Origin of the sequence: Streptomyces bikiniensis, from assembly GCF_000716625.1 — a bacterium.
GTDB lineage: Bacteria > Actinomycetota > Actinomycetes > Streptomycetales > Streptomycetaceae > Streptomyces > Streptomyces bikiniensis.
Genome location: NZ_JNXJ01000012.1, coordinates 1 through 20,648 on the forward strand (window position 1 = coordinate 1; position 20,648 = coordinate 20,648).

The 20,648-nt window shown below is 73.5% G+C and carries 25 protein-coding genes; 10 read left to right on the top strand and 15 right to left on the bottom strand.

The window, feature by feature from the left end; all coding sequences use genetic code 11:
• From OO47_RS11410 to OO47_RS11440, 7 genes are all read right to left on the bottom strand, one after another.
• A partial coding sequence (locus tag OO47_RS11410) for a cellulose binding domain-containing protein (protein WP_033208824.1) occupies window positions 1-1,127 on the bottom strand: 1,127 nt, incomplete at its 3' end.
• A 268-nt stretch (window positions 1,128-1,395) separates the two neighbouring features.
• Window positions 1,396-2,190 (bottom strand): helix-turn-helix transcriptional regulator, encoded by a 795-nt coding sequence (locus OO47_RS11415; protein WP_033208827.1) that lies wholly within the window; start codon window positions 2,188-2,190, stop codon window positions 1,396-1,398.
• A 303-nt stretch (window positions 2,191-2,493) separates the two neighbouring features.
• The gene (locus OO47_RS11420) at window positions 2,494-2,826 is read right to left on the bottom strand and encodes a WhiB family transcriptional regulator (RefSeq protein ID WP_030207622.1); all 333 of its coding nucleotides are present in this window, start codon (window positions 2,824-2,826) and stop codon (window positions 2,494-2,496) included.
• A gap of 127 nt (window positions 2,827-2,953) precedes the next feature.
• Window positions 2,954-3,298, bottom strand: a complete 345-nt coding sequence (locus tag OO47_RS11425; RefSeq protein WP_030207623.1) for a DUF3140 domain-containing protein — start codon at window positions 3,296-3,298, stop codon at window positions 2,954-2,956.
• The gene (locus OO47_RS11430) at window positions 3,298-3,525 is read right to left on the bottom strand and encodes a hypervirulence associated TUDOR domain-containing protein (protein WP_030207624.1); all 228 of its coding nucleotides are present in this window, start codon (window positions 3,523-3,525) and stop codon (window positions 3,298-3,300) included. Before OO47_RS11430 ends, OO47_RS11425 begins: the two co-directional genes overlap by 1 nt.
• A 215-nt stretch (window positions 3,526-3,740) precedes the next feature.
• The gene (locus OO47_RS11435; RefSeq protein WP_030207627.1) at window positions 3,741-4,193 is read right to left on the bottom strand and encodes an SRPBCC family protein; all 453 of its coding nucleotides are present in this window, start codon (window positions 4,191-4,193) and stop codon (window positions 3,741-3,743) included.
• 127 nt (window positions 4,194-4,320) lie between these two features.
• Window positions 4,321-4,926, bottom strand: coding sequence for a lysozyme family protein (locus tag OO47_RS11440; protein ID WP_033208833.1), 606 nt, complete (start codon window positions 4,924-4,926; stop codon window positions 4,321-4,323).
• 294 nt (window positions 4,927-5,220) lie between these two features.
• Here OO47_RS11440 and OO47_RS11445 point away from each other — a divergent pair, with 294 nt between their 5' ends.
• Window positions 5,221-5,448, top strand: a complete 228-nt coding sequence (locus tag OO47_RS11445; protein WP_030207631.1) for an EF-hand domain-containing protein — start codon at window positions 5,221-5,223, stop codon at window positions 5,446-5,448.
• 19 nt (window positions 5,449-5,467) lie between these two features.
• Here OO47_RS11445 and OO47_RS11450 read toward each other — a convergent pair whose 3' ends face one another.
• The gene (locus tag OO47_RS11450) at window positions 5,468-5,776 is read right to left on the bottom strand and encodes a hypothetical protein (protein ID WP_030207634.1); all 309 of its coding nucleotides are present in this window, start codon (window positions 5,774-5,776) and stop codon (window positions 5,468-5,470) included.
• A 120-nt stretch (window positions 5,777-5,896) separates the two neighbouring features.
• Window positions 5,897-6,190, bottom strand: coding sequence for a hypothetical protein (locus tag OO47_RS11455; protein ID WP_030207636.1), 294 nt, complete (start codon window positions 6,188-6,190; stop codon window positions 5,897-5,899).
• Between the two features lie 200 nt (window positions 6,191-6,390).
• Here OO47_RS11455 and OO47_RS11460 point away from each other — a divergent pair, with 200 nt between their 5' ends.
• The 3 genes from OO47_RS11460 to OO47_RS11470 all read left to right on the top strand — a co-directional run bounded on the left by OO47_RS11460 (window position 6,391) and on the right by OO47_RS11470 (window position 9,297).
• Window positions 6,391-6,702 (top strand): hypothetical protein, encoded by a 312-nt coding sequence (locus tag OO47_RS11460; protein ID WP_030207639.1) that lies wholly within the window; start codon window positions 6,391-6,393, stop codon window positions 6,700-6,702.
• 136 nt (window positions 6,703-6,838) lie between these two features.
• Window positions 6,839-7,879: a vWA domain-containing protein gene (locus tag OO47_RS11465; protein ID WP_030207641.1), complete on the top strand. Its 1,041-nt coding sequence runs from the start codon at window positions 6,839-6,841 to the stop codon at window positions 7,877-7,879.
• A gap of 230 nt (window positions 7,880-8,109) precedes the next feature.
• Window positions 8,110-9,297: a phospholipase D-like domain-containing protein gene (locus OO47_RS11470; protein WP_030207643.1), complete on the top strand. Its 1,188-nt coding sequence runs from the start codon at window positions 8,110-8,112 to the stop codon at window positions 9,295-9,297.
• A 177-nt stretch (window positions 9,298-9,474) separates the two neighbouring features.
• Here the strand turns inward: OO47_RS11470 and OO47_RS11475 are convergent, their stop codons facing one another.
• The 4 genes from OO47_RS11475 to OO47_RS11490 form a co-directional block, all read right to left on the bottom strand.
• Complete coding sequence (locus OO47_RS11475) at window positions 9,475-9,924, bottom strand: ATP-binding protein (RefSeq protein WP_051736388.1); 450 nt, start codon at window positions 9,922-9,924, stop codon at window positions 9,475-9,477.
• Window positions 9,925-10,158: 234 nt separating this feature from the next.
• The gene (locus OO47_RS11480) at window positions 10,159-10,551 is read right to left on the bottom strand and encodes an STAS domain-containing protein (protein WP_030207651.1); all 393 of its coding nucleotides are present in this window, start codon (window positions 10,549-10,551) and stop codon (window positions 10,159-10,161) included.
• Between the two features lie 139 nt (window positions 10,552-10,690).
• Complete coding sequence (gene ppk2 / locus OO47_RS11485) at window positions 10,691-11,704, bottom strand: polyphosphate kinase 2 (RefSeq protein ID WP_078489589.1); 1,014 nt, start codon at window positions 11,702-11,704, stop codon at window positions 10,691-10,693.
• 142 nt (window positions 11,705-11,846) lie between these two features.
• The gene (locus OO47_RS11490; RefSeq protein WP_030207656.1) at window positions 11,847-12,701 is read right to left on the bottom strand and encodes a DMT family transporter; all 855 of its coding nucleotides are present in this window, start codon (window positions 12,699-12,701) and stop codon (window positions 11,847-11,849) included.
• A gap of 166 nt (window positions 12,702-12,867) precedes the next feature.
• Between OO47_RS11490 and OO47_RS11495 the strand changes: the two genes are divergently transcribed.
• The 5 genes from OO47_RS11495 to OO47_RS11515 all read left to right on the top strand — a co-directional run bounded on the left by OO47_RS11495 (window position 12,868) and on the right by OO47_RS11515 (window position 18,668).
• On the top strand, window positions 12,868-14,025 hold the full coding sequence (locus tag OO47_RS11495) for an AI-2E family transporter (protein ID WP_078489590.1): 1,158 nt from the start codon (window positions 12,868-12,870) through the stop codon (window positions 14,023-14,025).
• Window positions 14,026-14,218: 193 nt separating this feature from the next.
• A complete protein-coding gene (locus OO47_RS11500) occupies window positions 14,219-14,971 on the top strand; it encodes a D-Ala-D-Ala carboxypeptidase family metallohydrolase (RefSeq protein ID WP_030207661.1) in 753 nt (250 codons plus the stop codon).
• A 116-nt stretch (window positions 14,972-15,087) separates the two neighbouring features.
• A complete protein-coding gene (locus tag OO47_RS11505; protein WP_051715399.1) occupies window positions 15,088-16,875 on the top strand; it encodes a phosphatase PAP2 family protein in 1,788 nt (595 codons plus the stop codon).
• Entirely contained in the window at window positions 16,841-17,818 is a 978-nt protein-coding gene (locus tag OO47_RS11510; protein WP_030207668.1) for a YihY/virulence factor BrkB family protein, read from the top strand. Before OO47_RS11505 ends, OO47_RS11510 begins: the two co-directional genes overlap by 35 nt.
• A 43-nt stretch (window positions 17,819-17,861) precedes the next feature.
• Entirely contained in the window at window positions 17,862-18,668 is an 807-nt protein-coding gene (locus OO47_RS11515) for a phosphatase PAP2 family protein (RefSeq protein ID WP_063831894.1), read from the top strand.
• A gap of 15 nt (window positions 18,669-18,683) precedes the next feature.
• On the opposite strand, the gene OO47_RS11520 is transcribed toward OO47_RS11515, so the two are convergent.
• Together OO47_RS11520 and OO47_RS11525 are read right to left on the bottom strand one after the other, a co-directional pair.
• Window positions 18,684-18,920 carry a hypothetical protein gene (locus OO47_RS11520; RefSeq protein WP_051715402.1) on the bottom strand — a complete coding sequence of 79 codons (237 nt, stop codon included), beginning with the start codon at window positions 18,918-18,920 and terminating at the stop codon, window positions 18,684-18,686.
• A 104-nt stretch (window positions 18,921-19,024) separates the two neighbouring features.
• Window positions 19,025-19,426, bottom strand: a complete 402-nt coding sequence (locus OO47_RS11525; RefSeq protein WP_030207674.1) for a hypothetical protein — start codon at window positions 19,424-19,426, stop codon at window positions 19,025-19,027.
• 215 nt (window positions 19,427-19,641) lie between these two features.
• Here OO47_RS11525 and OO47_RS11530 point away from each other — a divergent pair, with 215 nt between their 5' ends.
• Window positions 19,642-20,625, top strand: a complete 984-nt coding sequence (locus OO47_RS11530) for a GlxA family transcriptional regulator (protein WP_030207678.1) — start codon at window positions 19,642-19,644, stop codon at window positions 20,623-20,625.
• Window positions 20,626-20,648: the final 23 nt, after the last annotated feature.

Consider the following 20,648-nt stretch of genomic DNA (forward strand, 5'->3'; position numbering starts at 1 on the left):
CAGGACTGGGCGAAGGCGGCCGGGTTCTGCACGGCCTGGCCGAAGCCGCCGGACCAGGTCCAGCCGCCGAAGGACCACAGGACCTTGATGTGCGGGTACTGCGCCTTCAGCTTGCGGAGCTGGTTGAAGTGGCCGCGCAGCGGCTGGTCCCACACGTCGGCCTTGCCGTCCACCGACTGGTCGGCGGTGAAGGACTTCTCGTAGTCGGCGTAGGAGTCGCCGACGGTGCACTTGCCGTTCTGCACGTTGCCGAAGGCGTAGTTGATGTGGGTGATCTTCGACGCGGAGCCGGAGGTCACCAGGTTCTTCACCGTGTAGGGGCCCCAGTTGGTGAAGTAGCCCAGGTTGATCTTCCCGTTGCCGCCGGGGTTCTCGCCGCCGCCACCGCCGCCGGTGGTGCGGACCGCCGTGGCGGCGGAGGCCGGGCCGGTCTGGTCGGCGGTGTCGCGGGCGACCACGGTGTAGCTGTAGTCGGTGCCGGCGGTCAGGCCGGTGTTGGTGTAGGTGGTGCCGGTGACGGTGGCGACGGTGGTGCCGTCGCGCTTGACGTCGTAGTTCTTGACGCCCTTGTCGTCGGTGGCGGCCGCCCAGGTGAGCTTCACCGAGGTGTCGGTGACGTCGCTCGCGGTGGGCTTGCCGGGCGCGGAGGGCGCGTTGTCGCCGGGGTTGGTGGTGCCGCCGTCACAGGGGGCGCCGTTGAGCTTGCAGCCGCTGGGGGCGCCGGTGCCGTTGCCGTTGAACCCGAAGGAGATGGAGGCGCCGGGAGCGAGGGTGCCGTTCCACCCGAGGTTCTTGGCGGTCCAGTGGTTCGCGGAGTTGGTGACGGTGGCGTCCCACGCGGAGGTGACCTTGGTGCCGGTGGGGAAGTCCCACTCGACGGTCCAGGAGGAGAGCGCGGTGGTGCCGGTGTTCTTCACCGTCCACTGGCCCTCGAAGCCGGAGCCCCAGTCGGACTTCTTGGTGTACGTCGCGGTGGCGGAGGCGGCTGCCTCGGCGGGGGCCGCGAGCCCGACCATGGCGGCCAGGGGAAGGAACAGCGCGGTGACGCCCGCGACGGCCTTGGCCCGGCCGGACCGGGTGACGCTCCGCGGCGACCGGGGTCGGCGGCGGGGTGTTTCGGTGCTCAACGATGCTCCTCGGATGGGATCCGGCGCGCAGGGGTGACCCGTGATCCGCACGCCCTGCCTGGCCTTGAGTACGTGGTGCCCTGCCCTGCGCTCACCGCAGTGCGTTGCGGCGACACTAAGAAGGTCTGGACCAATCGTCAAGAGGTCTGGACCGCTTGATCCGTACGAGGGGAATGACCAAGTCCTCTTCCGGCACCGCCGTTTGGGTTCCGGAGCGCAGGTCAGGAGGCTCCCGGCTGCGGAGCGTCCGGGTCGTGGAAATCCCGGGTCACGAAGCTCCCGCGTCCTCCGCGAGCAGGCCGGCGCGCTGGGCGCGCAGCACCGCGCCGAGCCGGTCCGCGGCTCCCAGCTTCCGGTAGAGCGCGTGCAGGTGCTTGTGCACGGTGCGCGGCGAGATCCCGAGGCGTCGGGCCATGGAGTCGGCCGACAGGCCGGTGGCGAGCAGGTGCAGGACGTTCAGTTCGCGGGGGGTCAGCGGCGCCGCCAGGGAGCGGTTGGCCTCCCGTCTCCGGTCGGCGCCCGCCGCCTCCCGCACCGCGTTCAGGAGGGACCGGTGGTTCGTCGCCGCCTTGAGCAGCGGCTGTACGCGCTCGGCGTACCGCACGTCGTGCGGGGAGAAGTCGCCGCCCGGCCGGTGCACCATGAAACCGCTGACGTGCGGGCCCGTACCGGGGAACGGTATGCCGAGCACGTGCCGCGTCCCGAACGCCCGGTGGAGGGCGTCGGCCGTCGCGCTGTGCCGCCAGACCCGTGCCCCCGTGATGCCCGCGGCGCTCCGCGGAGCACGGTCCTCGCCGGCCCCGTAGTGGTCGGCGAAGGGGTAGCCCTCCCGGATGCGGCGCCGGACCGACTCGTCGTGGTGGTGCTCCTCCGCCTCCGGCCGGCCCGGCCAGAACGCCACGCTGCCCCGCTCCCGCGTCCAGGGCTCTTCCTTCACGACGACCAGCGCCGCGTCGAGCGCGGTGAGCAGTTCCCCGGCGAGCAGGGGCCAGACGCGGTCCGGGTCCTCGGTGCTCATCACCTCGACCGCCAGGTCCAGCATCCGCGCATGCCGTTCCCGCATGACCGCTACTCCCGGAAGACCTGGTGGACCGTGCCGTTCCACGGTAACCGACCGCCGTCCATACGTACTTCTCCCCATGGCCCGGTTGTCCGGTTCACGCCATGATCGGACACCGGCGCATTCACCGCCACGGCCTCGGAACGACGCGGAGCGGCTCGGAGCCGGTCCGGGCCGTCCCGAGGCGCGACGCGCCGCACCACCGTGCTGAACGGGGTTGAGCACGGCGGGCAGGGGTCGACGGTCCGCTCGTGTGCCTGCTCCGCCGAGCAGGACGCGAGCGGCCGCGCCGGACCGGGACGCCGGTCAGCGGGCGGCGTACCGACGCGGGGCGGCCGTACCGCGCACCCGTCGTTCGTGTTCCGTCCGCGCCGACTCCAGGAGGCGCCGCCAGGACGCCACGGTGGGACGCCGCCGCAACAGGGCGCGCCGTTCCCTGTCGGTCATGCCGCCCCACACGCCGTGCTCGATGCGCCGGTCGAGGGCGTGGGCCAGACATTCGGTGCGCACCGGGCAGGCCACGCAGAGCGCTTTGGCCTGGTTCTGGGCGGTGCCGTCGACGAAGAGCTCGTCGGGGTCCGCGGCCCGGCACGCCGCTCGCTCGCTCCAGTCCTCCCGGTCGTGTCGGTGTCGGTCCACCCCGTCCTCGCCCTCTCCCTGTTCGGCACGCCTCGCCTTCCGGCACCGTCCGTATGCCCGGCGTTCGGACATGGATGCGGACGGACGGCACCGGAGGAGGGGGATCCGGTCCGGGCGAACCGGTGGATCACTTCTCGGGGTCGTGGCCCCAGTTCATGAGGGAGTGGCGCCACCTGGTGTCGGTGACGTCGCCCTCGGGGCGCTGTTCGACGTGGCGGTGGACGTAGCCGGTCACCTTGCGCATGTGCGCCAGGTCGTCGTCGTCGAGGTCGGCCTTCCGGGTGCGGAGGAGCTCGACGATGCGCCTGCCGGACGCGTGGCCGACGCTCTCTCCGCCCCCGTCGCTCTGTCCGGCGCTCTTCGACTCCTCCGTGTCCAGCCACTTCTCCATCTGCGAGGCGGTCATGTTGACCGCCTCGTCGAACGCGGAGACGATCTCGTCCCGGTCCTGGTCGCGCCGCTCGGGGGCCATCAGGATTTCCCGCCCTTCTTGCGCAGGGCTCCGGGCTTGTGCACGGCGGAGCGGCCGGTCCTGTCGCTCTCCACCTCGTACTGCGGCTCCTCCTTCGAGGCGTCGACGGTCCGGCCCGCCGCCCGGGTCCGACCGGTGATCTTCTTCTTGACCTTTCCCTCGACGGTCCGGCCGTGGCTCTTCCAGGAGACGTCGTCGCCCGTGCCCAGGTCGTCCTTCTTCGTCATCGTTCTCTCCTCACGGCCCCCGGTTCGTCGTGTCCCCCGAGGACCAGGGTCCTCCCCCGCGCCCTCGCCCGCACGGGAGGACGGGCATACGTGCGAACCCGTACCGGTGTGCGGTCCGGAGCACGGCGGAGCCCGGCCGTCGGGGACGGCCGGGCTCCGGGCCGGGCGGGCGGTGTCCGGGCCGTGGGCCGGGTGCCGCCGGGGGACGACCCCCGTCAGACCTCGCCGCGCCAGCCGCCGGTCTCGACCCCGCCGCGGGACTCGATGAACTTCTTGAACCGCTTCAGGTCGCCGACGGCCTGCCGCTTGACGACCCCGAGCTTGTCGCCGACCGTGTCGACCAGCCCCTGGGGGTCGTGGTCGAGCTGGAGCATCACCTTGGTGGTGCGGTCGTCGATGCGGTGGAACGTCACCACGCCCGCCTGCCTGACCTCGCCGCCGACGGTGGTCCAGGCGACGCGCTCGTCCGGGATCTGCTCGGTGATCTCCGCGTCGAACTCCCGCCGGACCCCGTCGACCTCGGTCACCCAGTGGGTGAGGGTGGCGGTGCGCTGTTCGATCCGCTCGACGCCCTCCATGAACTCGGGGAACTCCTCGAACTGGGTCCACTGGTTGTACGCGGTGGTGACCGGGACGTCGACCTCGACGGACTCTTCGACCTGCGACATGCTGTCCTCCTCGTTCCGCACGGGCCCGGTGGGCCACTGCGCGACGGTGGGTCCGATGAACGTCTTTCGTCTCGTATGCCTCACTTGAGGCGTTCTATGCGCCGGGCGGGGTCGGTCCTCCGCGGCTTCACAACCGGCCGGTGGCGCTGTCGTACGTTTCGCGGTGGTCCGCCAGGATCTCGGCCGCCCTGCTCCGGTGGTCGCGGAAGCGGCGCAGGTACGAGCGCGCCATGGGGCCGGGCGGCACGCCCCGGGCGAAGAGGCGCATGTTGCGCGCGCCCGTGTTGTAGCCGAGGGCGAGCAGTTCGTCGCGGGTGTAGCGGCGCGCGTGGCGCTCCGGAAGGCACCGGTCGAGGTCCTTCAGGTGCAGGGCGGCCGCGTGGACGGCGAAGGCGGGGTCGTCGCGGAGGTCCTGCCACCGCTCCGCCAGGCCGTGCGTCCGGCGGACCTGTTCGAAGGCCGCGCGGTGCATGTTGGCGAGACCGAAGGACGCCCCGGGCTTCCACCACTGCCAGAGCCGCTCGAGGAGGGGGTGGTGCGGCTTGTACGCCTCGTTGTGGAGCACGGTCATCACCAGCAGGGGGGATACACCGGCCTCCTCCGCGCTGCGCAGGACGCACGGGGCGTAGTCGGCCGGGTCGTAACCACCGGGCCTCAGGGGCGGTGTCGGAACGTCGCCCCGGTCCACCAGTCGCAGCCTTCGCCCCGGTTCCGGCACGGTCCGCCCGGTCATACGCACTCTCCCTCGTTCCCTGTTCTCCGTACTCGGCCGCGCCCGGGAGACCGGGCGCGTGCCGTCACGGATTCACGTGCCCTGCGAATCCGCGCCCATTCCCGCGCGCACGACGCGCCGGAGGCGCCGGCCGGCGGGAACCCGCCGGAAGAGGCGCCGGCGGACGGAAGTCCCGCGCGGCCGCGGCCGGAGCCCGCGCGGTGGACGCGGGGCCGGCACCGTTTGTGGCCCGGCGGGAGGGGCAACCGGACATCACTCGCGGCGGAGCGCCCGGGGACGACGAGGGGGTTTCACATGATGATCGAGGCGAACGCGCCGGACGGGACCAGGGCGGTGTTCGGGGAGTTCGACACCGACGACGACTGGCTGCTGGACGTCCACGAGTTCGGCGGCGCCGTGCGACGGCTGACGGGACGGTCGCTCGACGACGAAGCGCTGCGGCGCCTCTTCCGCAGGGCGGACGTCGACGGCGACGGTCTGGTCTCCCTCCCCGAGTTCGAGGGATGCCTGAAGGAGCTGTGACCCGCCGGGAGGCCGGGGATCAGAGGTCGCTGTCGATGCCGGTGACGGTCGGCGCCCCGAGAGGGGCGTCGTCCCGTGCCACACCCGCCTTCCCCAACGCCTCCGAGACGATCCGGACGGCGTCCAGTTCGGCCTCGTAGCGGTCCGGGGCCTCCACCTCGAGGCGGACCGAGAAGGTGCCCCCCTCGTTCAGCGTGAGGAGGTCCAGGCCCTCGCTCTCGCTCACGTCGGTGTGCTGGGGGGACAGTTCCCTTTCGAGGGCCGTGCGTGCGGAGTCGGTGATGCCCGAGGTGAACGTACCGGGGACGGTGATGACGAACGTGGTCATGGCTGCTCCTCAACGGGACCCGGCCCGACCGTCGGGCCGGGTCTCCTCTCGGTTCTTCTGACGAAGCCTTGCCGGAAGGTTCCCGCGACGCACCGGAAGGCGATCCCGCGCGGGTCGGCCTCAGGCGTTCGCGTGGCGGGGAGCGGACGCCCGTCGCGGTGCGGCGTGGTGCGCAGGACGGCTCCCGGCGGCGGTCCGGAGACCGCGCAGCCAGACGGCGACGGTGCCCAGCAGGGCGACGAAGACCGCCAGCAGGCCGACGGAGACCCACATCTGCCGGGACCCCGGATGGGTCCACGCCGTCCAGGCCGCCGCGACGGCCCACAACAGGGCGGCGGTCGCGTAGAAGGTACGGATCCGGCGCAACTGGCGCGTGGTCCGCACGGGGGTGGGGTGATCGGTCTTCGCTGCCATGCCGGCCCGTGTACCCCGTGTCGTGCGATTCACCGGGGGCCGTACGGCCCTTTTCGGGTCGCGGGGAGAAGCGGGGGCGCGGCTCCTGTCGCAGAATGGCGGGAGGCCGCCCCCGGATCCCGGTGCGCCGCCGCGGGAGCCGGCCGGCGGGTGCGTTCCGGGCGCGCCCCGGAAGGCGGAGCCGAAAGGAGCCGGTGCCGATGACGTCGGGGTCCCACCCGGAGCACACGCCCGACGGGCGCTACATCGTCGTCGGCGGCCGTCGGTGGCGCGCCACCGACCCCGACATCCCTCCGGAGGCGGCCGCGAGGCTGCGCTCCCTCCTGATGGCGGCCCGTCGTGCCGTCGGAGCGGCTCTGCGGGAGCGCGACGCCGAGGCCGAACGCGCCGCGCGGGCGCGCGTGCACACGGCAAAGGTGGCCCTCGGGGAGCGCGGGGAGCCGTGGTGGGAGCAGAGCCCGGCGGAGCGGAGGGCCCGTTGGAGGCGGGGGTTGGAGGCCCTGGACGGGTGACGGGGGCGCACTGTTCGCAACCCGGTCTGACGGGGGCGCGGGGCCGGACGGCGCCGAAGCCGGTTGTCAGTGGTGGATGGCACGGTAGGAGCATCCAGTCGGAAGCTCGGAGACTCGGAAACGAGGGGGAGCCGTCATGTCCGGGAACCAGAACTACATCAATCACGTCGCGCTCGTGCTGGACGCCAGTTCGTCGATGCACCACCTGAGCGGCAAGGTCGTGGAGGTCGCCGACCGGCAGATCGCGTACCTCGCCCGCCGGTCGAAGGAGTTGGACCAGGAGACCCGGGTCACGGTGTACGTCTTCGCCGACGAGGTGAAGTGCGTCATCTACGACAAGGACGTGCTCCGGATGCCGTCGCTGAAGCAGTTGTACCGGGTCGGGGGGATGACGTCCCTGCTGGCGGCCGCGCTGAAGTCGCAGCGGGAGCTGGCGCGGACGGCCCAGTTGTACGGCGACCACAGCTTCCTGACGTTCGTGCTGACGGACGGCCGGGAGAACGCGAGCCACCGCTGCCCGGACGCCCCGTCCGGGAAGCCGCACGAGCTGGTGGAGGCCGTGGCCGGGATGATCGGGACGCAGCAGGACAACTGGACGCTGGCCGTCCTGGTGCCGGACGGGGCGGGGAAGCGCGAGGCCGTGCGGTGCGGCTTCCCGGAGGAGAACGTCGCCGTCTGGGACGCCACGAGCACGCAGGGCCTGGAGGAGGCCGGGCAGGTCATCCAGGAGGCCACGGAGAAGTTCATGGTGGGCCGCACCAAGGGCATCCGGGGATCGCGGACGGTTTTCTCCACCGGCGCGGAGGCCGTCAACAAGGACACGGTCGCGGCGGCCGGTCTCACCCCCGCGGATCCGTCGGCGTACCGGCTGGTGCCGGTGGACCACGACACGGCGATCCGGGACCGGGTCGTCGAGTCCGGACACGCCTACCGCACCGGTTGCGCGTTCTACCAGTTGAGCAAGTCGGAGAAGGTCCAGGCCCAGAAGCAGATCGCGGTGCTGGAGAAGAGGACGGACCGGGTGTACACGGGGCCCGAGGCCCGGGCCCTGCTCGGCCTGCCGGACGTGGAGGTGCGCGTGAAGCCGGACCACAACGACGACTTCACCATCTTCGTGCAGAGCACCAGCGTGAACCGGAAGCTCGTGCCGAACACGCGGCTCCTGGTGATGGTCTGACACCGTCCGTGTGATCACCCTTTCCCCCGTGGTGCCACGGGCGCGCACAGCCCTCCACGCGGGCCGGCGGACCGGTCGGTGAGATCTTGCCCGCACGACCGGATACGGTTCCGGCGGCCGGGCATGCGAGCACCATGGAAACGAAAGTCAGTTCGTCCGCGAAGGCCGGTCGTCCCACCGGGCGGGGCACGTCCCACAAGCTTTCCGGGCGTTTCGAAGGGGAGAAGTGGATGACTTCCGTCGAACAGGGCCCCAGACCCGCCGAGGTCCGCATCCAGCACCTGCGCCGGCGGCTGGAGCGGTTGATGGGCGTCGCCGCGACCGAGGGGAACGAGCTGGTCGCGCTGCGCAACGGCGATCAGATCTTTCCGGCGATGCTGGACGCCATCAAGGCGGCCGAGCACACCATCGACATGATGACCTTCGTCTACTGGCGCGGACAGATCGCCCGGGACTTCGCCGTGGCCCTCGCCGAACGGGCCGCCGCCGGCGTACGGGTGCGTCTGCTCCTCGACGGCTTCGGCGCCATGCGGATCGAACGGGACCTCCTCGACCGGATGGGCGAGGCCGGCGTGAGGATCGCCTGGTTCCGCAAGCCGCTGTGGCTCTCGCCGCTCAAGCAGAACCACCGCTGTCACCGCAAGGCGTTGATCGTCGACGAGCACACGGCGTTCACGGGCGGCGTGGGCATAGCCGAGGAGTGGTGCGGCGACGCCCGGAACCCCGGCGAATGGCGCGACACCCACGTCAAGGTGCGCGGTCCGGCGGTGGACGGCATCGCCGCGGCCTTCTCGCAGAACTGGGCCGAGTGCCACGACGAGCTGTACGACGACCGGGACCGGTTCACCGAGCACGAGCAGCCCGGGGACTGCGTCGTGCAGGTGATCCGCGGCTCGGCGAGCATCGGCTGGCAGGACATGCAGACCCTGATCCGGGTCATGCTCACGAGCGCCGAGCAGCGCTTCCGGCTGGCCACCGCCTACTTCGCGCCGGACACCTACTTCGTGGACCTGCTGTGCGCGACCGCACGGCGCGGCGTCACCGTGGAGATCCTGCTCCCCGGCCCCTACACCGATCAGCGGGCCTGCCGGTTGGCGGGCCAGTACCACTACGAACGGCTGCTGGAGGCGGGGGTGACCATTCACCAGTTCCAGCCGACGATGATGCACGCCAAGGTCATGACGGTCGACGGCGTGGCCTCGCTGATCGGCTCGACCAACTTCAACCGGCGTTCCATGAGTCATGACGAGGAGGTGATGCTGGCCGTCCTCGACGAGGAGTTCACCGCCGGTCTGGACCGGGACTTCGAGGAGGACCTGCGGCGCAGCGCCCCCGTCGATCCCGCTCGCTGGCGGCGCCGGGCCGCCCTCCAGAGGATGCTGGAGGCGGCGGTTCTGCCCATCCGCCGGTTCCTCTAGCCCGCGGCCGGCTTCGCCGGGCCCTGGGATCCGGCCCGTCGTGCCGGCCGTTCACGAAGTCCGCGTCCTTCCTCGGCCTCCTGCGACGCGTCGCGTACGGGCGTACGGGAGGGACGGTCTTCGGCACGGGGCGGGGCGTCGGCGCCCCGCTCCCTGCGGAGCCGCGGGCCGATCGCGTCACGCCCGGGACGGGGCGGGGAGAGCGGCGCCCTCGGAGCGGCCGGCGCCCGGTTCCGCCGGGAGCGCGAAATGGACGACGATCCGCTTTCCCCCGCCGTACGGCGCCGTCACGACCCTGTCGCTGACCGTGTGGATCACGCGCAGTCCGTGGCCGCCCACGCGCGCGGGGTCGGCCTCCCTCATCTTCGGCACCTCCGCGGAAGTGTCCCACACGGCGATCGTGAGTTCCCCGTCGGACAGCCGCAGGACGAGGCCGCAGGGGCCGGGGGCGTGGCGGGCGGCGTTGGTGACGAGTTCGCTGACGACGAGTTCCGCGTCCAGGCGGAGCGCCTCGGGCACCGCGGCGCGTCCGGTGTGCGGGGCCCTGTCGAGGAGGGCGCGCAGGGCGTGACGTGCTTCCGAGGCACGGGCCGCGCCGTCCTCCCAGACCACTTCGTGCCGCAGCATGGCATGATCGTCCGGGGCCGGCTCGTCTGCCGTCTGCTTTCCGGGCGGAATGACCATGCGGGAATCTTTCCTCGTGTCCGTCGCTCTTCGGCGCTTGCGTGCTCCTGCGCCTACCCCCGGCACCGAACGCGCACACCGTGGTCGGCTCCGAGTGCCGCCGAACAGAGTACGCGGTCGCGCCGGAACGGCACAGCCACGGTCACGGGCCGCCCGGCATGATCTACGGAGCGCCCCCTAACAGGCGGCGGCCTCCTCCACCGTCTTCCGCACCTTGAGGACGGTGCCGGCCCCGGTGAGCTCCAGGATCCGTCGTACCGGTGTTCTCGGCCCGGCCAGGCGCAGGTCGGTCGTCCGGCCGGTGGGGATCAGCAGGTTCGGGGAGGCCGAGTCCGCGAAGGTGACGCCGGAGACGTCCGGGACCACGCTCGGGTGCTCCTCGGCCGCGGCGCGCAGGGCGGCCGCCAGGGGCGCGATGGTCTGCATGTCGCAGTCGCCGCTCGCGACGACGACCCGGGTGCCGTGCGCCTCGTGCCGCGTCACCGCGGGCCGGTCCGGGACGCGCGGCACGCCGGGCGGCCCGGCCGCCCCTCCCCCGCTCCCGTCGGCACCGACCGTGGGCCCCGTCATGCTGCCGTTGGCCTCCCTGCTCTCCCTGCTCGTGCAGGACGAGACCGACCGTGCCGGGGGACCGCAGGAGCCGCCGCGTCCGGCGGACGGCGACGTGCCGGAACAGGCGCGTGCCGGCCGGAGCACGGCGGGTCCGGGGTCAGCGGGCCGGAGGATGCTCCCCCGGGCCCTGCCGGGAGGGGGCCAGGGGGGTGGGAGAGAGGTCGGTCGTCTCCTCCCCCGGCTCCAGGAGGGTGTCCGCCGCTCCGACGATGAGCGGGTCGGGCGTGCCGACCGCCTCCTCGTCCTTGTTCGCGTAGTCGATGCGGGACAGGAGGCTGCGCATGGCTTCGAGGCGGCCCCGGCGCTTGTCGTTGTTCTTGACCACGGTCCAGGGGGCGTGGTCGGTGTCCGTCGCCCGGAACATGGCGACCTTCGCGGTGGTGTAGTCGTCCCAGCGGTCGAGGGAGGACAGGTCCGTGGGCGAGAGCTTCCACTGCCGCACCGGGTCGACCTGGCGGATGGCGAACCGGGTGCGCTGCTCGGACCGGGAGACGGAGAACCAGAACTTCACGAGGTGGATCCCGTCCTCGACCAGCATGCGTTCGAACAGCGGGCACTGGTGGAGGAACAGGTCGTACTCCTCCTCGGTGCAGAAGCCCATCACCCGCTCGACGCCGGCCCGGTTGTACCAGGAGCGGTCGAAGAAGACGATCTCGCCCGGGCCCGGGAGGTGGGCCACGTAGCGCTGGAAGTACCACTGGCCGGCCTCGCGCTCGGTCGGCTTGTCGAGGGCGACGATCCGGGCGCCGCGCGGGTTGAGCCGTTCGGTGAACCGCTGGATGGTGCCGCCCTTGCCCGCCGCGTCCCGCCCCTCGCACAGCACCGCGATCCGGGCGCCGGTGTCCTTGGCCCAGCGCTGCAGCTTGAGCAGTTCGATCTGCAGGATCCGCTTCTGCCGCTCGTACGCGGCGCGGCGCACCTTGCGGGTGTACGGGTAGTTCTCCCGCCACGTGCGGATGGGCTCGCCCCCGGCACCGAGCAGGAGCGGCTGCTCGGGCCGGCTGGTGTCCACGCTGAGCCCTTCGAGCAGATCCGGTGCGGCGTCCCGCTCCTCCCGGCCCTTCCGGTCCTTCCGGTCGCCCCCGTCGCCCGTACCGTTCACGCCGGCCATCGGCACCTCGTCTCCTTCGCGCGTTCTTTTCGCAAGTTCTTTCGGAACTGGTGTGTACCCGGTGACCGCGATCTCACCGGTCCTCCCGCCTCCGGTGTCACCCGGTCGCCGCCGACCGGGCCGTGCGGGCCCGTGTCCGGGGTCAGGACGCGCCGACCCCGCTGCGGGCCAGGGCGAACACGCCGAGGACGATCAGCGCGACGCCCGCCAGCTGGGGCAGCAGCCACCAGCCGGTGCGGATGTGCTCCTCGTACAGCAGGACGCCCAGGGCCAGGCTCACCGTGGCGTCGCCGAGGGTCAGGGCGGGCTGCGAGGCCACGAGCGGGCCGCCCTGCATGGCGTGTTCGAGCAGCAGGAGGGCCGCGATCCCCGCCGCACAGAAGGCGTAGGTCTGCCAGGCCGTCAGGAAGGCGCCGATCCCGCCGTCGTCGAGGACGTGCATGGACGTCTTCATGAGGGCGGCGGTGAGCGCGTAGCAGATCGCGGTGGCGGTGCCGAGGCAGCCGGCCCTGGCCCGGCCGGGCGGTCTGCGCAGTCCGGTGGCGGCGAGCGCCACCACGGCGACGGCGCAGGCCACCAGGACAGGTAGCCAGCGGTCCAGGGCGATGTGGGTGCGGTTGCCGTCGGGCGAGGCGGCGACGAGGGCCGCGCCGAGTCCGGCCACGACCGCCGCGACGGCCGCCCAGAGGCGGGCGGGCAGCCGTTCGCGCGCCACCAGGGAGGCGATGAGGAGGGCGAGGGGCAGTTCGAGGACGAACAGGGGCTGGACGAGGGCCAGCGGCCCGGTCGCGAGGGCCGCCGCCTGTCCGACTCCGGCGGCGACGACGGCGAGGATGCCGGCCACCCAGAGCGGGCGGCGCAGCAGGTCGAGGACCAGTCCGGGCCGGAAGGAGTCGGACCGGGGGACGGTGAGCGCGGCACGCCGCTGGAGCACCGTGGCCAGCGCGTTGCTGAACGCGGCGAAGAGGGAGAAGAGGACCGGCAGGACGACGCCCATGCACCGATCCTGACCGGGCGGCGGACGTCCGGGGGCGGCGACACCGGCGGGGCGCCCGTACGGGGGAACGGGCCGGGGGCCCGGTCGGGCCAATGCCGGGTCCTGGTCGGGCGAATGCGGGGCCCGCCGGGATGTCCGGCGGCGCCGCGGTGGTACGTCGTCGGGCATGCAGCCAAGCCCTCCACCGCAGGTCGCCCCGTTCCTCCGCACGGCCGCCGCGTACGCGTGGCGGCTGCTCGTCGTCGGCACCCTCGTGTACGCCCTGTTCGCGCTGCTCGGGCGGTTCCACGAGATCGGGGTGGCGGTGTTCCTCGGGCTGGTCGCCACCGCGCTGCTGCGACCGGTCGTGGACGTCGTCGCCCGGGGGCTGCCCCGGTCGGCCGCGGTCGCCCTCACCCTGTTGGGCGGCATCGCGCTGGTCCTGGGGGTGCTCACGCTGGTCGGGGAGGCGGTGGCGGGTCAGCGGACGACGCTGGTGCGGGAGTTCCGGGACGGTGTCGGGCGGATCGAGCGCCGGCTGGAGGAACCGCCGTTCCGGCTGGACCCCGGGGCGCTGTCGGACGTGCAGGAGCGGATCGGGCAGTTCCTCTCCGACCACCGCTCGGCGCTGGTCAGCGACGCGGTGAGTGGGGCGCACCATCTGGTGGCGGTGCTGACCACGCTGGCGCTCGCGCTGTTCTCCTCGGTGTTCTTCCTCCATTCGGGCGACCGCCAGTGGGCGTGGTTCCGGGAGCAGCTGCCGGTGCCCCTGCGGGGGCGGACGGAGGTCGGCGGGCGGGCGGCGTGGCGCACGTTCACCGGCTACACGCACGGGATCGTGCTGGTGGCCGTGGTGAACGCGGTGCTCGTGGGGATCGCGCTGTGGCTGCTCGGGGTGCCGCTCGCGGTGCCGCTGGCGCTCCTGGAGTTCGTGGCGGCGTTCGTGCCGCTGATCGGTTCGCCGGTCGCCCTCGCGGTCGCCGCGGTCGTCGCCCTGGCGGCGAAGGGGCCGTTCGTCGCGGCGGTCGTGATCGCCCTGATCGTGGTGATCGGCCAGATCGAGGGGCACGTGCTGCATCCGCTGGTGATGAGCTGGGCCGTACGGCTGCACCCGCTGGTGGTGGCGGTCTCGGTCGTCGCGGGCTCGATCGCGGCCGGCATCGTGGGCGCGGTGGTGGCGGTGCCGCTGGTGTCGGTGGTGTGGTCGGTGGTCACGGCGCTGCGGGAGGCCCGCGCGGCGGAACGGCTCGTGGACGGGACCGGTCCGGGACCGGATCCCGGGGGCGGGGGCGGGGCCGGTACTGGACCGGGGCCCGGTTCCGGGGGTGGGGCAGGTGCCGGGTGAAGGCGGAGGGCCGGACGCGTGAAGCGGAGGTGTCGTTCCGCTGCCGTCATTGGGCGGACGAATGGCGGCGGCCCCGGCGGGTTGACGCGCGTCAACCGGACCGCCAGTCTCTGAGTGCCCGCGCCGTGGATCACGTCCTCCACGCGCGGCCTGGACAGCGTCCGCATCCGATTCGTGAGGCATTGGAGGCCCGATGGCCGACCGCACCGCACGCTCCCTCCCCCTGCGCTTCCTCCTCTCTATTGTCATGCTCATGGCTGCATCGTCGGCCGGGGTGGTGGCCGCCGCGGGCACCGCGCAGGCCGACGGCTGCTACACCTGGTCGCGCACCCTCTCCCAGGGCGCGTCCGGCGCCGACGTCACCGCGCTCCAGATCCGGGTGGCCGGCCACCCCGGCTACGGCGCGGTGCTCGGCATCGACGGCTCCTACGGGCCGGCGACCGCCGCCGCCGTCAAGCGCTTCCAGGCCGCCTACGGACTGGCCGCCGACGGCGTCGCGGGCCCCGCGACGTTCAACAAGATCTACGCCCTCCAGGACGACGACTGCACCCCCGTCCACTTCTCCTACGCGGAGCTGAACAACTGCAACAGCACCTGGGCCGGGGGCGCGGTGAGCGCGGCCACCGCCAAGTCCAACGCCCTGCGCACCATGTGGAAGCTGGAGGCCCTGCGGCACGCCCTCGGTGACCAGCCCCTCCGCGTCACCAGCGGCTTCCGGAGCCAGGCCTGCAACAGCGCGGTCGGCGGGGCCTCCTCCAGCCGCCATCTGTACGGTGACGCGGCCGACCTGGGCGCCGGGCCCCACTCGCTGTGCCGGCTCGCCCAGCAGGCCCGCAACCACGGCTTCAACGGCATCCTCGGGCCCGGCTACCCGGGCCACGACGACCACGCCCACGTCGACCACCGCCCCAGCCGCTTCTGGTCCGCGTCCAGCTGCGGCATCTGACGTACGGACGGCCCGCGTTCCCCCCGGGGACGCGGGCCGCCGCGTCCGTGGACGCCCCGCCGGGAGCGGCGCGGCGGTCCGCGCATGAGCCGCCCCCGGCGGGTAACACGGCGGCAATGACGAACGCACACGACGTGGGGGCCAGACCGGGGCGCGCGCTCCTGCTGCTGCCCGTGCAGGCGGTCCTGATCGCCGCGCTGGGGCTGCTGGTCACCGGGCCCCTGGCGCACCACTGGCCGCTGTCCGCGGAGGACGACGTCAACCGCGCCCTGGCCGACCGCCGCGCCCCCTCCGCGACCTCGCTCACCGACTGGCTGTCCCTGGTGGCCGACACGCAGACCGTGATCGGCCTGACGCTGCTCTGCGTCCTGGGCCTGCTCCTCGTGGCCCGGGCGCCCCGGTGGTGGGAGGCGGGGTTCCTGGCCGTGGCCGTGGCCGCGCAGTCCGCGATCTTCCTGCTCGTCACCCTCGTCGTGAACCGCGACCGCCCCGACGTGCCCCACCTGGACGGGGCTCCGCCGACCTCCAGCTTCCCCTCCGGCCACGTCGGGGCCTCCGCGGCGCTCTACGGGGGCCTCGCCGTGCTCGCGGCCCGGCACCTGCGGGGCGCCTGGCGGAACCTCGTGGTGGGGCTCCTCCTGCTGGTCCCCCTCGCGGTGGCGTTCTCCCGGCTGTACCGGGGCATGCACCATCCGTCCGACGTGGTGGCGGGGCTCCTGAACGGCGCCTGCACGCTGCTTGTCGTCGGGGCCGCGCTGCTGCCGAACGCCCGGAAGGACGAGGCGGAGCCGGAGCCGGCCGTCCGCGGCGCGCGGCGGGCCGTCGTGGTGCGCCACCCGCACGCGTGCGACGACGGGACCGCCGCCCGGGTGCGGGCCGTCCTGCGCGGGCACGGGTACGCGGAGCAGTGGTGGACGGACACGACACCCGAGGATCCGTCCGGCGGCCTCGCCCCGTACCTGACGGGGACGGGCGCGGATGCGGATGCGGCCGGATCGGCCGGGCCAGCCGAACCGGTCGAACCACTCGGGCCGGTCGGACCGGTCGCACCGCTCGGACCGGTCGACCTGGTCGTCGTCTGCGGCGGGGACGGCACCGTGCGCGCCTGCGCCGACCTGGTGGCCGGGACCGGGACCCCCCTCGCGATCGTCCCCTGCGGCACGGGGAACCTCCTCGCCCGCAACCTCGGCCTGCCGGTCGAACCGGTGGCCGCGCTGCGGGAGGCCCTGTCCGGGCGGGCCGTCGGGCTCGACGTGGGCCGGATACGGGGCGACGGCCTCGCGCCGACCCGGTTCGCGGTCATGGCGGGCGCCGGGTTCGACGCCGCCATGGTCCGGGACGCCTCGCCGCGGCTCAAGGAGCGCCTGGGCTGGGCCGCGTACGTCCTCTCGGCCGCGCGACACCTGCGGGACCCCCGGATGCGCCTTTCGATCCGGCTCGACGGGGGCGCTCCCCTCGAACGGCGGGCCCGCATGGTCGTCATCGGCAACGTCGGCGCCCTGCAGGGCGGACTGCCGCTGCTGCCGGAGGCCCGGCCCGACAGCGGGCGCCTCGAAGTCGTCCTGCTCGACCCGCGCGGGGTGACCGGGTGGCTCGCCGCCGCCGGGTACCTCGCCTCCCGCGCGCCGGTCCGCTCCCGCGCGTCCGGCACGCGGGAGCGGACCGCCGCGCACGGCGCGCTGGAGTACTTCGGCGCGGCCCGTGTCGACCTCAGCTTCGCCCGTCCCCAGCCGCGCGAACTCGACGGCGACGTCCTCCCGGCGGGCACCCGGCTGACCGCGGAGGTCGAGCCGGGGGCGCTGCGGGTATGCCTGCCCGCGCCGGCGCGGATCGGCGCGCAGGACCGGACCGGAAGGGAGGTGGAGGAGCTTGGGCACCGCGACGCGCGTACCGCGGCTCGATGAGGTCAGGGCCGTGGAGGCCGAACTGCGCCTGCAGGGCGAGGTCCTGTCCGGCGAGGACGCCTGGGCCACGCTCCGCCGCTACGGGGGCTGGGCCCTCGTGCGGGACTCCTTCGTGCGGTTCCGCTACGCCGACGGGTTCAGTCACTCCCGGGCCCTCGCCCTGCAGACCGTCCTGGCGGTCCTCCCCTTCGCCATCGCGGTCATAGGGCTGTCGGGCGTGCTGCACACCGAGGACGTCGGGCGGATCGCCGAGCTGTTGATACGCCGGATCAGCGGTCCCAGCCAGGACGTCGTGGACGACGCCCTGCGGGCGAGCCGCCGGCACGCCGGGAACGGCGGCGCGCTGGCCCTCTGGTTCGGCCTGCTGTTCTCGATCTCCAACGTCACCACCGGCATGTGCCAGGTGGAGCGGGGCGCCAACCGCATCTACGGCGTCGAGCGCGACCGCCCGTTCCTCCACAAGTACGCGCGCGGCCTCGTGATGTCGGTGCTGGCCGGACTGCCCCTCGGGCTGAGCTTCTGCGTCACCGTCCTGGGGTCCGACCTGAGCCACGCCCTGATCGAGGTCTACCACCTCGGCCCCGGCACCCGCCTCGCGTGGGACCTGCTGCGCTGGCCCATCGGGATCCTGCTGGCCGTCCTCGCCACCAGCGTCGTCTTCCGCCGTTCCCCCCGGCGCCCCCAGCCGGGCCACACCTGGCTGGCCTTCGGGGCCGCCGTCCACCTGCTGCTGTGGCTGGGCGCGACGTGGGGCCTGAGCCTGTACGTCGGCTCCGGCGGCTCCTTCACCACCGTGTACGGCCCGCTGAGCGCGTTCGTGGCGCTGCTGCTGTGGTCGTACCTGACGTCGCTCTCGCTCTTCCTCGGCCTGTCCTTCGCGGCCCAACTGGAGGCCGTACGGGCGGGGGTGGACGCCCCGGTCAGCGAGGACCCCGGGGTCTGAACGACTCCCCCGCCCCCGTACCACGAAAGGAACCGTACCGACCATGACAGAGCGTTCCCCCCGGCCCTGGAGGCGCCGCCTCGGGCGGCTCGTGACGGGGCACGGCGGGCCCGACGCCCGGTTCGGCGCGCGGCTGCTCGCGGGCACGGCCCTGACCGCCCTGGCGGCCGTCCCGTTCTCGCTCGCGCTGGTCCTGGTGGAGTCGCACTGGGCCCCGCTGCACCGGCTCGACCAGGGCGTGGCCGAACGGCTGCACCGCTCCGCGCTCGACCATCCGGGCTGGGTGCGGGTGCTCGACTTCCTCACGCACGTGGCGTGGGGGCCGGCGACCATGCGGATCCTGGTGGCCGGGGTGGTGGTGTGGCTCCTGTGGCGGCGGGCCTACCGGCTGGCCGCCTGGGCGGCCGTCACGGCGACCGCCGGCGGGCTCGTGGGCCTGCTGGTGAAGAACGTGGTGGAGCGCGCCCGGCCGCACCTTCCGGATCCCGTCTCGCACGCGCCCGGCTTCTCCTTCCCCTCCGGGCACTCCATGACGGCCGTGACCTCCTGCGCCGTCCTGCTGCTCGTCCTGCTGCCGCTGGTGCCGCGCGCGTGGCGGCCGGTGCCGTGGGTCCTGGCGGCGGTGGCGGTGCTCGGGGTGGGCTACACGCGCGTCGCGCTCGGGGTCCACTGGGTGAGCGACGTGGTCGGCGGCTGGCTGCTCGGCGTCGCGGTGGTCACCGCGACCGTGCTCGCCTTCGAGGCGTGGCGCGGTGACGTCGGCCGGCCCCGCACCACTCCCGCCGAGGGGCTGGAGCCCGAGATCACGACGGAGGACCCGGAACCGGCGGGCCGGTCCGGGTCCCGGTGACGCGGGGGCGCCGGGTCAGGCGTCGTCCTCCGACCCGTCGGCCCGCCCGCTCCCCCGGCCCTCCGCCGCGCGTCGCCGGGCGTCCTCCTGCGCGCTCCGGCTGGGCGTGAGGGCCTCGGCGGCCTCGCCGTCCCCGTCGGGGCGCGGGTCCTCCCGTACGTCCGTCTCGGCCTCCTCGAACTCCTTCAGGACCTCCTCGGCGGCGGTCCTCGGGTGGTCGGCGTTCCCCTCGGTGGTGCGGTGCTCCGACATGCGTCCCTCTCCTTGGCGTTTCGTTGCCGTCTGGGCTGTCCGGCCTCTTTTGTACGCGTTCCGGTACCCGGTGTCGTGCGCTTCAAGCCCTGGCGGCCGGTCGCTCAGGCCAGCAGGAGGATCGCGAGGGCGCCCGAGGCGTCGACGACGCCGCACCACTCCGACCAGGCCCGGGGCACGACGCGGCCCGAGCGGTGGTGGACGAGGTCCCACAGGCCGTGGGCCAGCCAGCCGGCGGCCAGGACGTACAGGGCGGGCCGGCCGTCCAGGGAGAGGACGAGCGCGGCCGCCGCGCAGAAGGCGGCGAGACCGGCGAGCTGGACGGCGAGCGTCCGCCGGTCGCGCAGTTCGCCCCGGGCCGCCCCGAAGCCCAGGTAGCAGAGGGGCATGACCACGAGCAGCGCGGCGAGGAAGCCGGTCGGCGGGGCGCCGTCGACGAAGGTGACGAGGGTGAGGGCGAGGGCCAGCAGGGTCGGCCAGCAGTGGGCGAGGAAGCGGATCGTCATGGCGCCCACTGTCCGGCGCGGAGGGCGGGAGGGGGGCGGTTCCCGGCTCCGTACGTCCGTCCCCTTGGGAGGGATGTCCGTACGGGAGGGATGTCCGTACGGGAGGAGTGTCCGTACGGGAGGGGGTCCGTGCGGGACGGGGTCCGTGCGGCAAGGGGTCCGTAGGGGACGAGGTCCGTAGGGGACGAGGTCCGTGCGGGATAGGGTCCGTTCGCATGGGGGAACGCGCTGAGCGTGTGGTGGTCGTCGTCGGTTTCGAGGCGGCCGAGCTGCTCGACATCGCCTGTGTGACGACGGGGCTCGCCATGGCGAACGGGCTCGGGGACGTCGACGTGCCGTACCGCGTGCGGGTGGTCGGGCCCGGCGGGGGCGCCATCCGCTGCGGCACCGGGCTCACGCTGGGCAGCGACGAGTCGCTGGAACGCACGAGGGGGCCGCTGGACACGCTCGTCGTCTCGGGCGGTCTGGGCGTCGAACGGTTCGCCTCGGACGCCCGTCTCGTCGGGCACGTCCGGCGCCTCGCCCGGGAGAGCCGCCGGGTGTCCTCCGTGTGCACGGGCGCGGGCGTCCTGGCTGCGGCGGGGCTCCTCGACGGCAGGCGGGCCACCACGCACTGGCAGTTCGCTCCCCGGCTCGCCGCGCGGTACCCCGGCGTCTCGGTCGACCCGGCGCCGCTGTGGATCCGCGACGGGAACGTGTACACGTCGGCCGGCATCACCAGCGCGCTCGACCTGACCCTGGCGTTCGTCGAGGAGGACCACGGCTCGGAACTGGCGCGCCGGGTCGCCCGGCACCTCGTCGTCTACATGCAGCGGCCCGGCAACCAGACCCAGATGAGCCTCTTCACGGCGGCGCCCCCGCCCCGGGACGACACGGTCCGCGCCCTCGTCGCGCACATCGCCGCCCGCCCCCACGAGGATCTGAGCACACCGGTCCTGGCCGCCCGGGCGGGGGTGACGCCCCGTCACCTCACCCGGCTGTTCACGGAGCACCTGGGGCAGCCGCCCGGCCGGTACGTGCGCACGGTCCGCGCCGAGGCGGCCGCGCAGCTCCTGGTGTCCACCGCGCTCCCCCTGGCCTCGGTGGCCGCGCGCTGCGGCTTCGGCACGCCGGAGACCCTCCGCAAGGCGTTCGCCGACCACTACGGCGTCTCGCCCTCGCGGTACCGCAGCAGCATGCGCTCGACGGGCGGGCGGTAGGCAGGTCCTCGGCGACGGGTCGG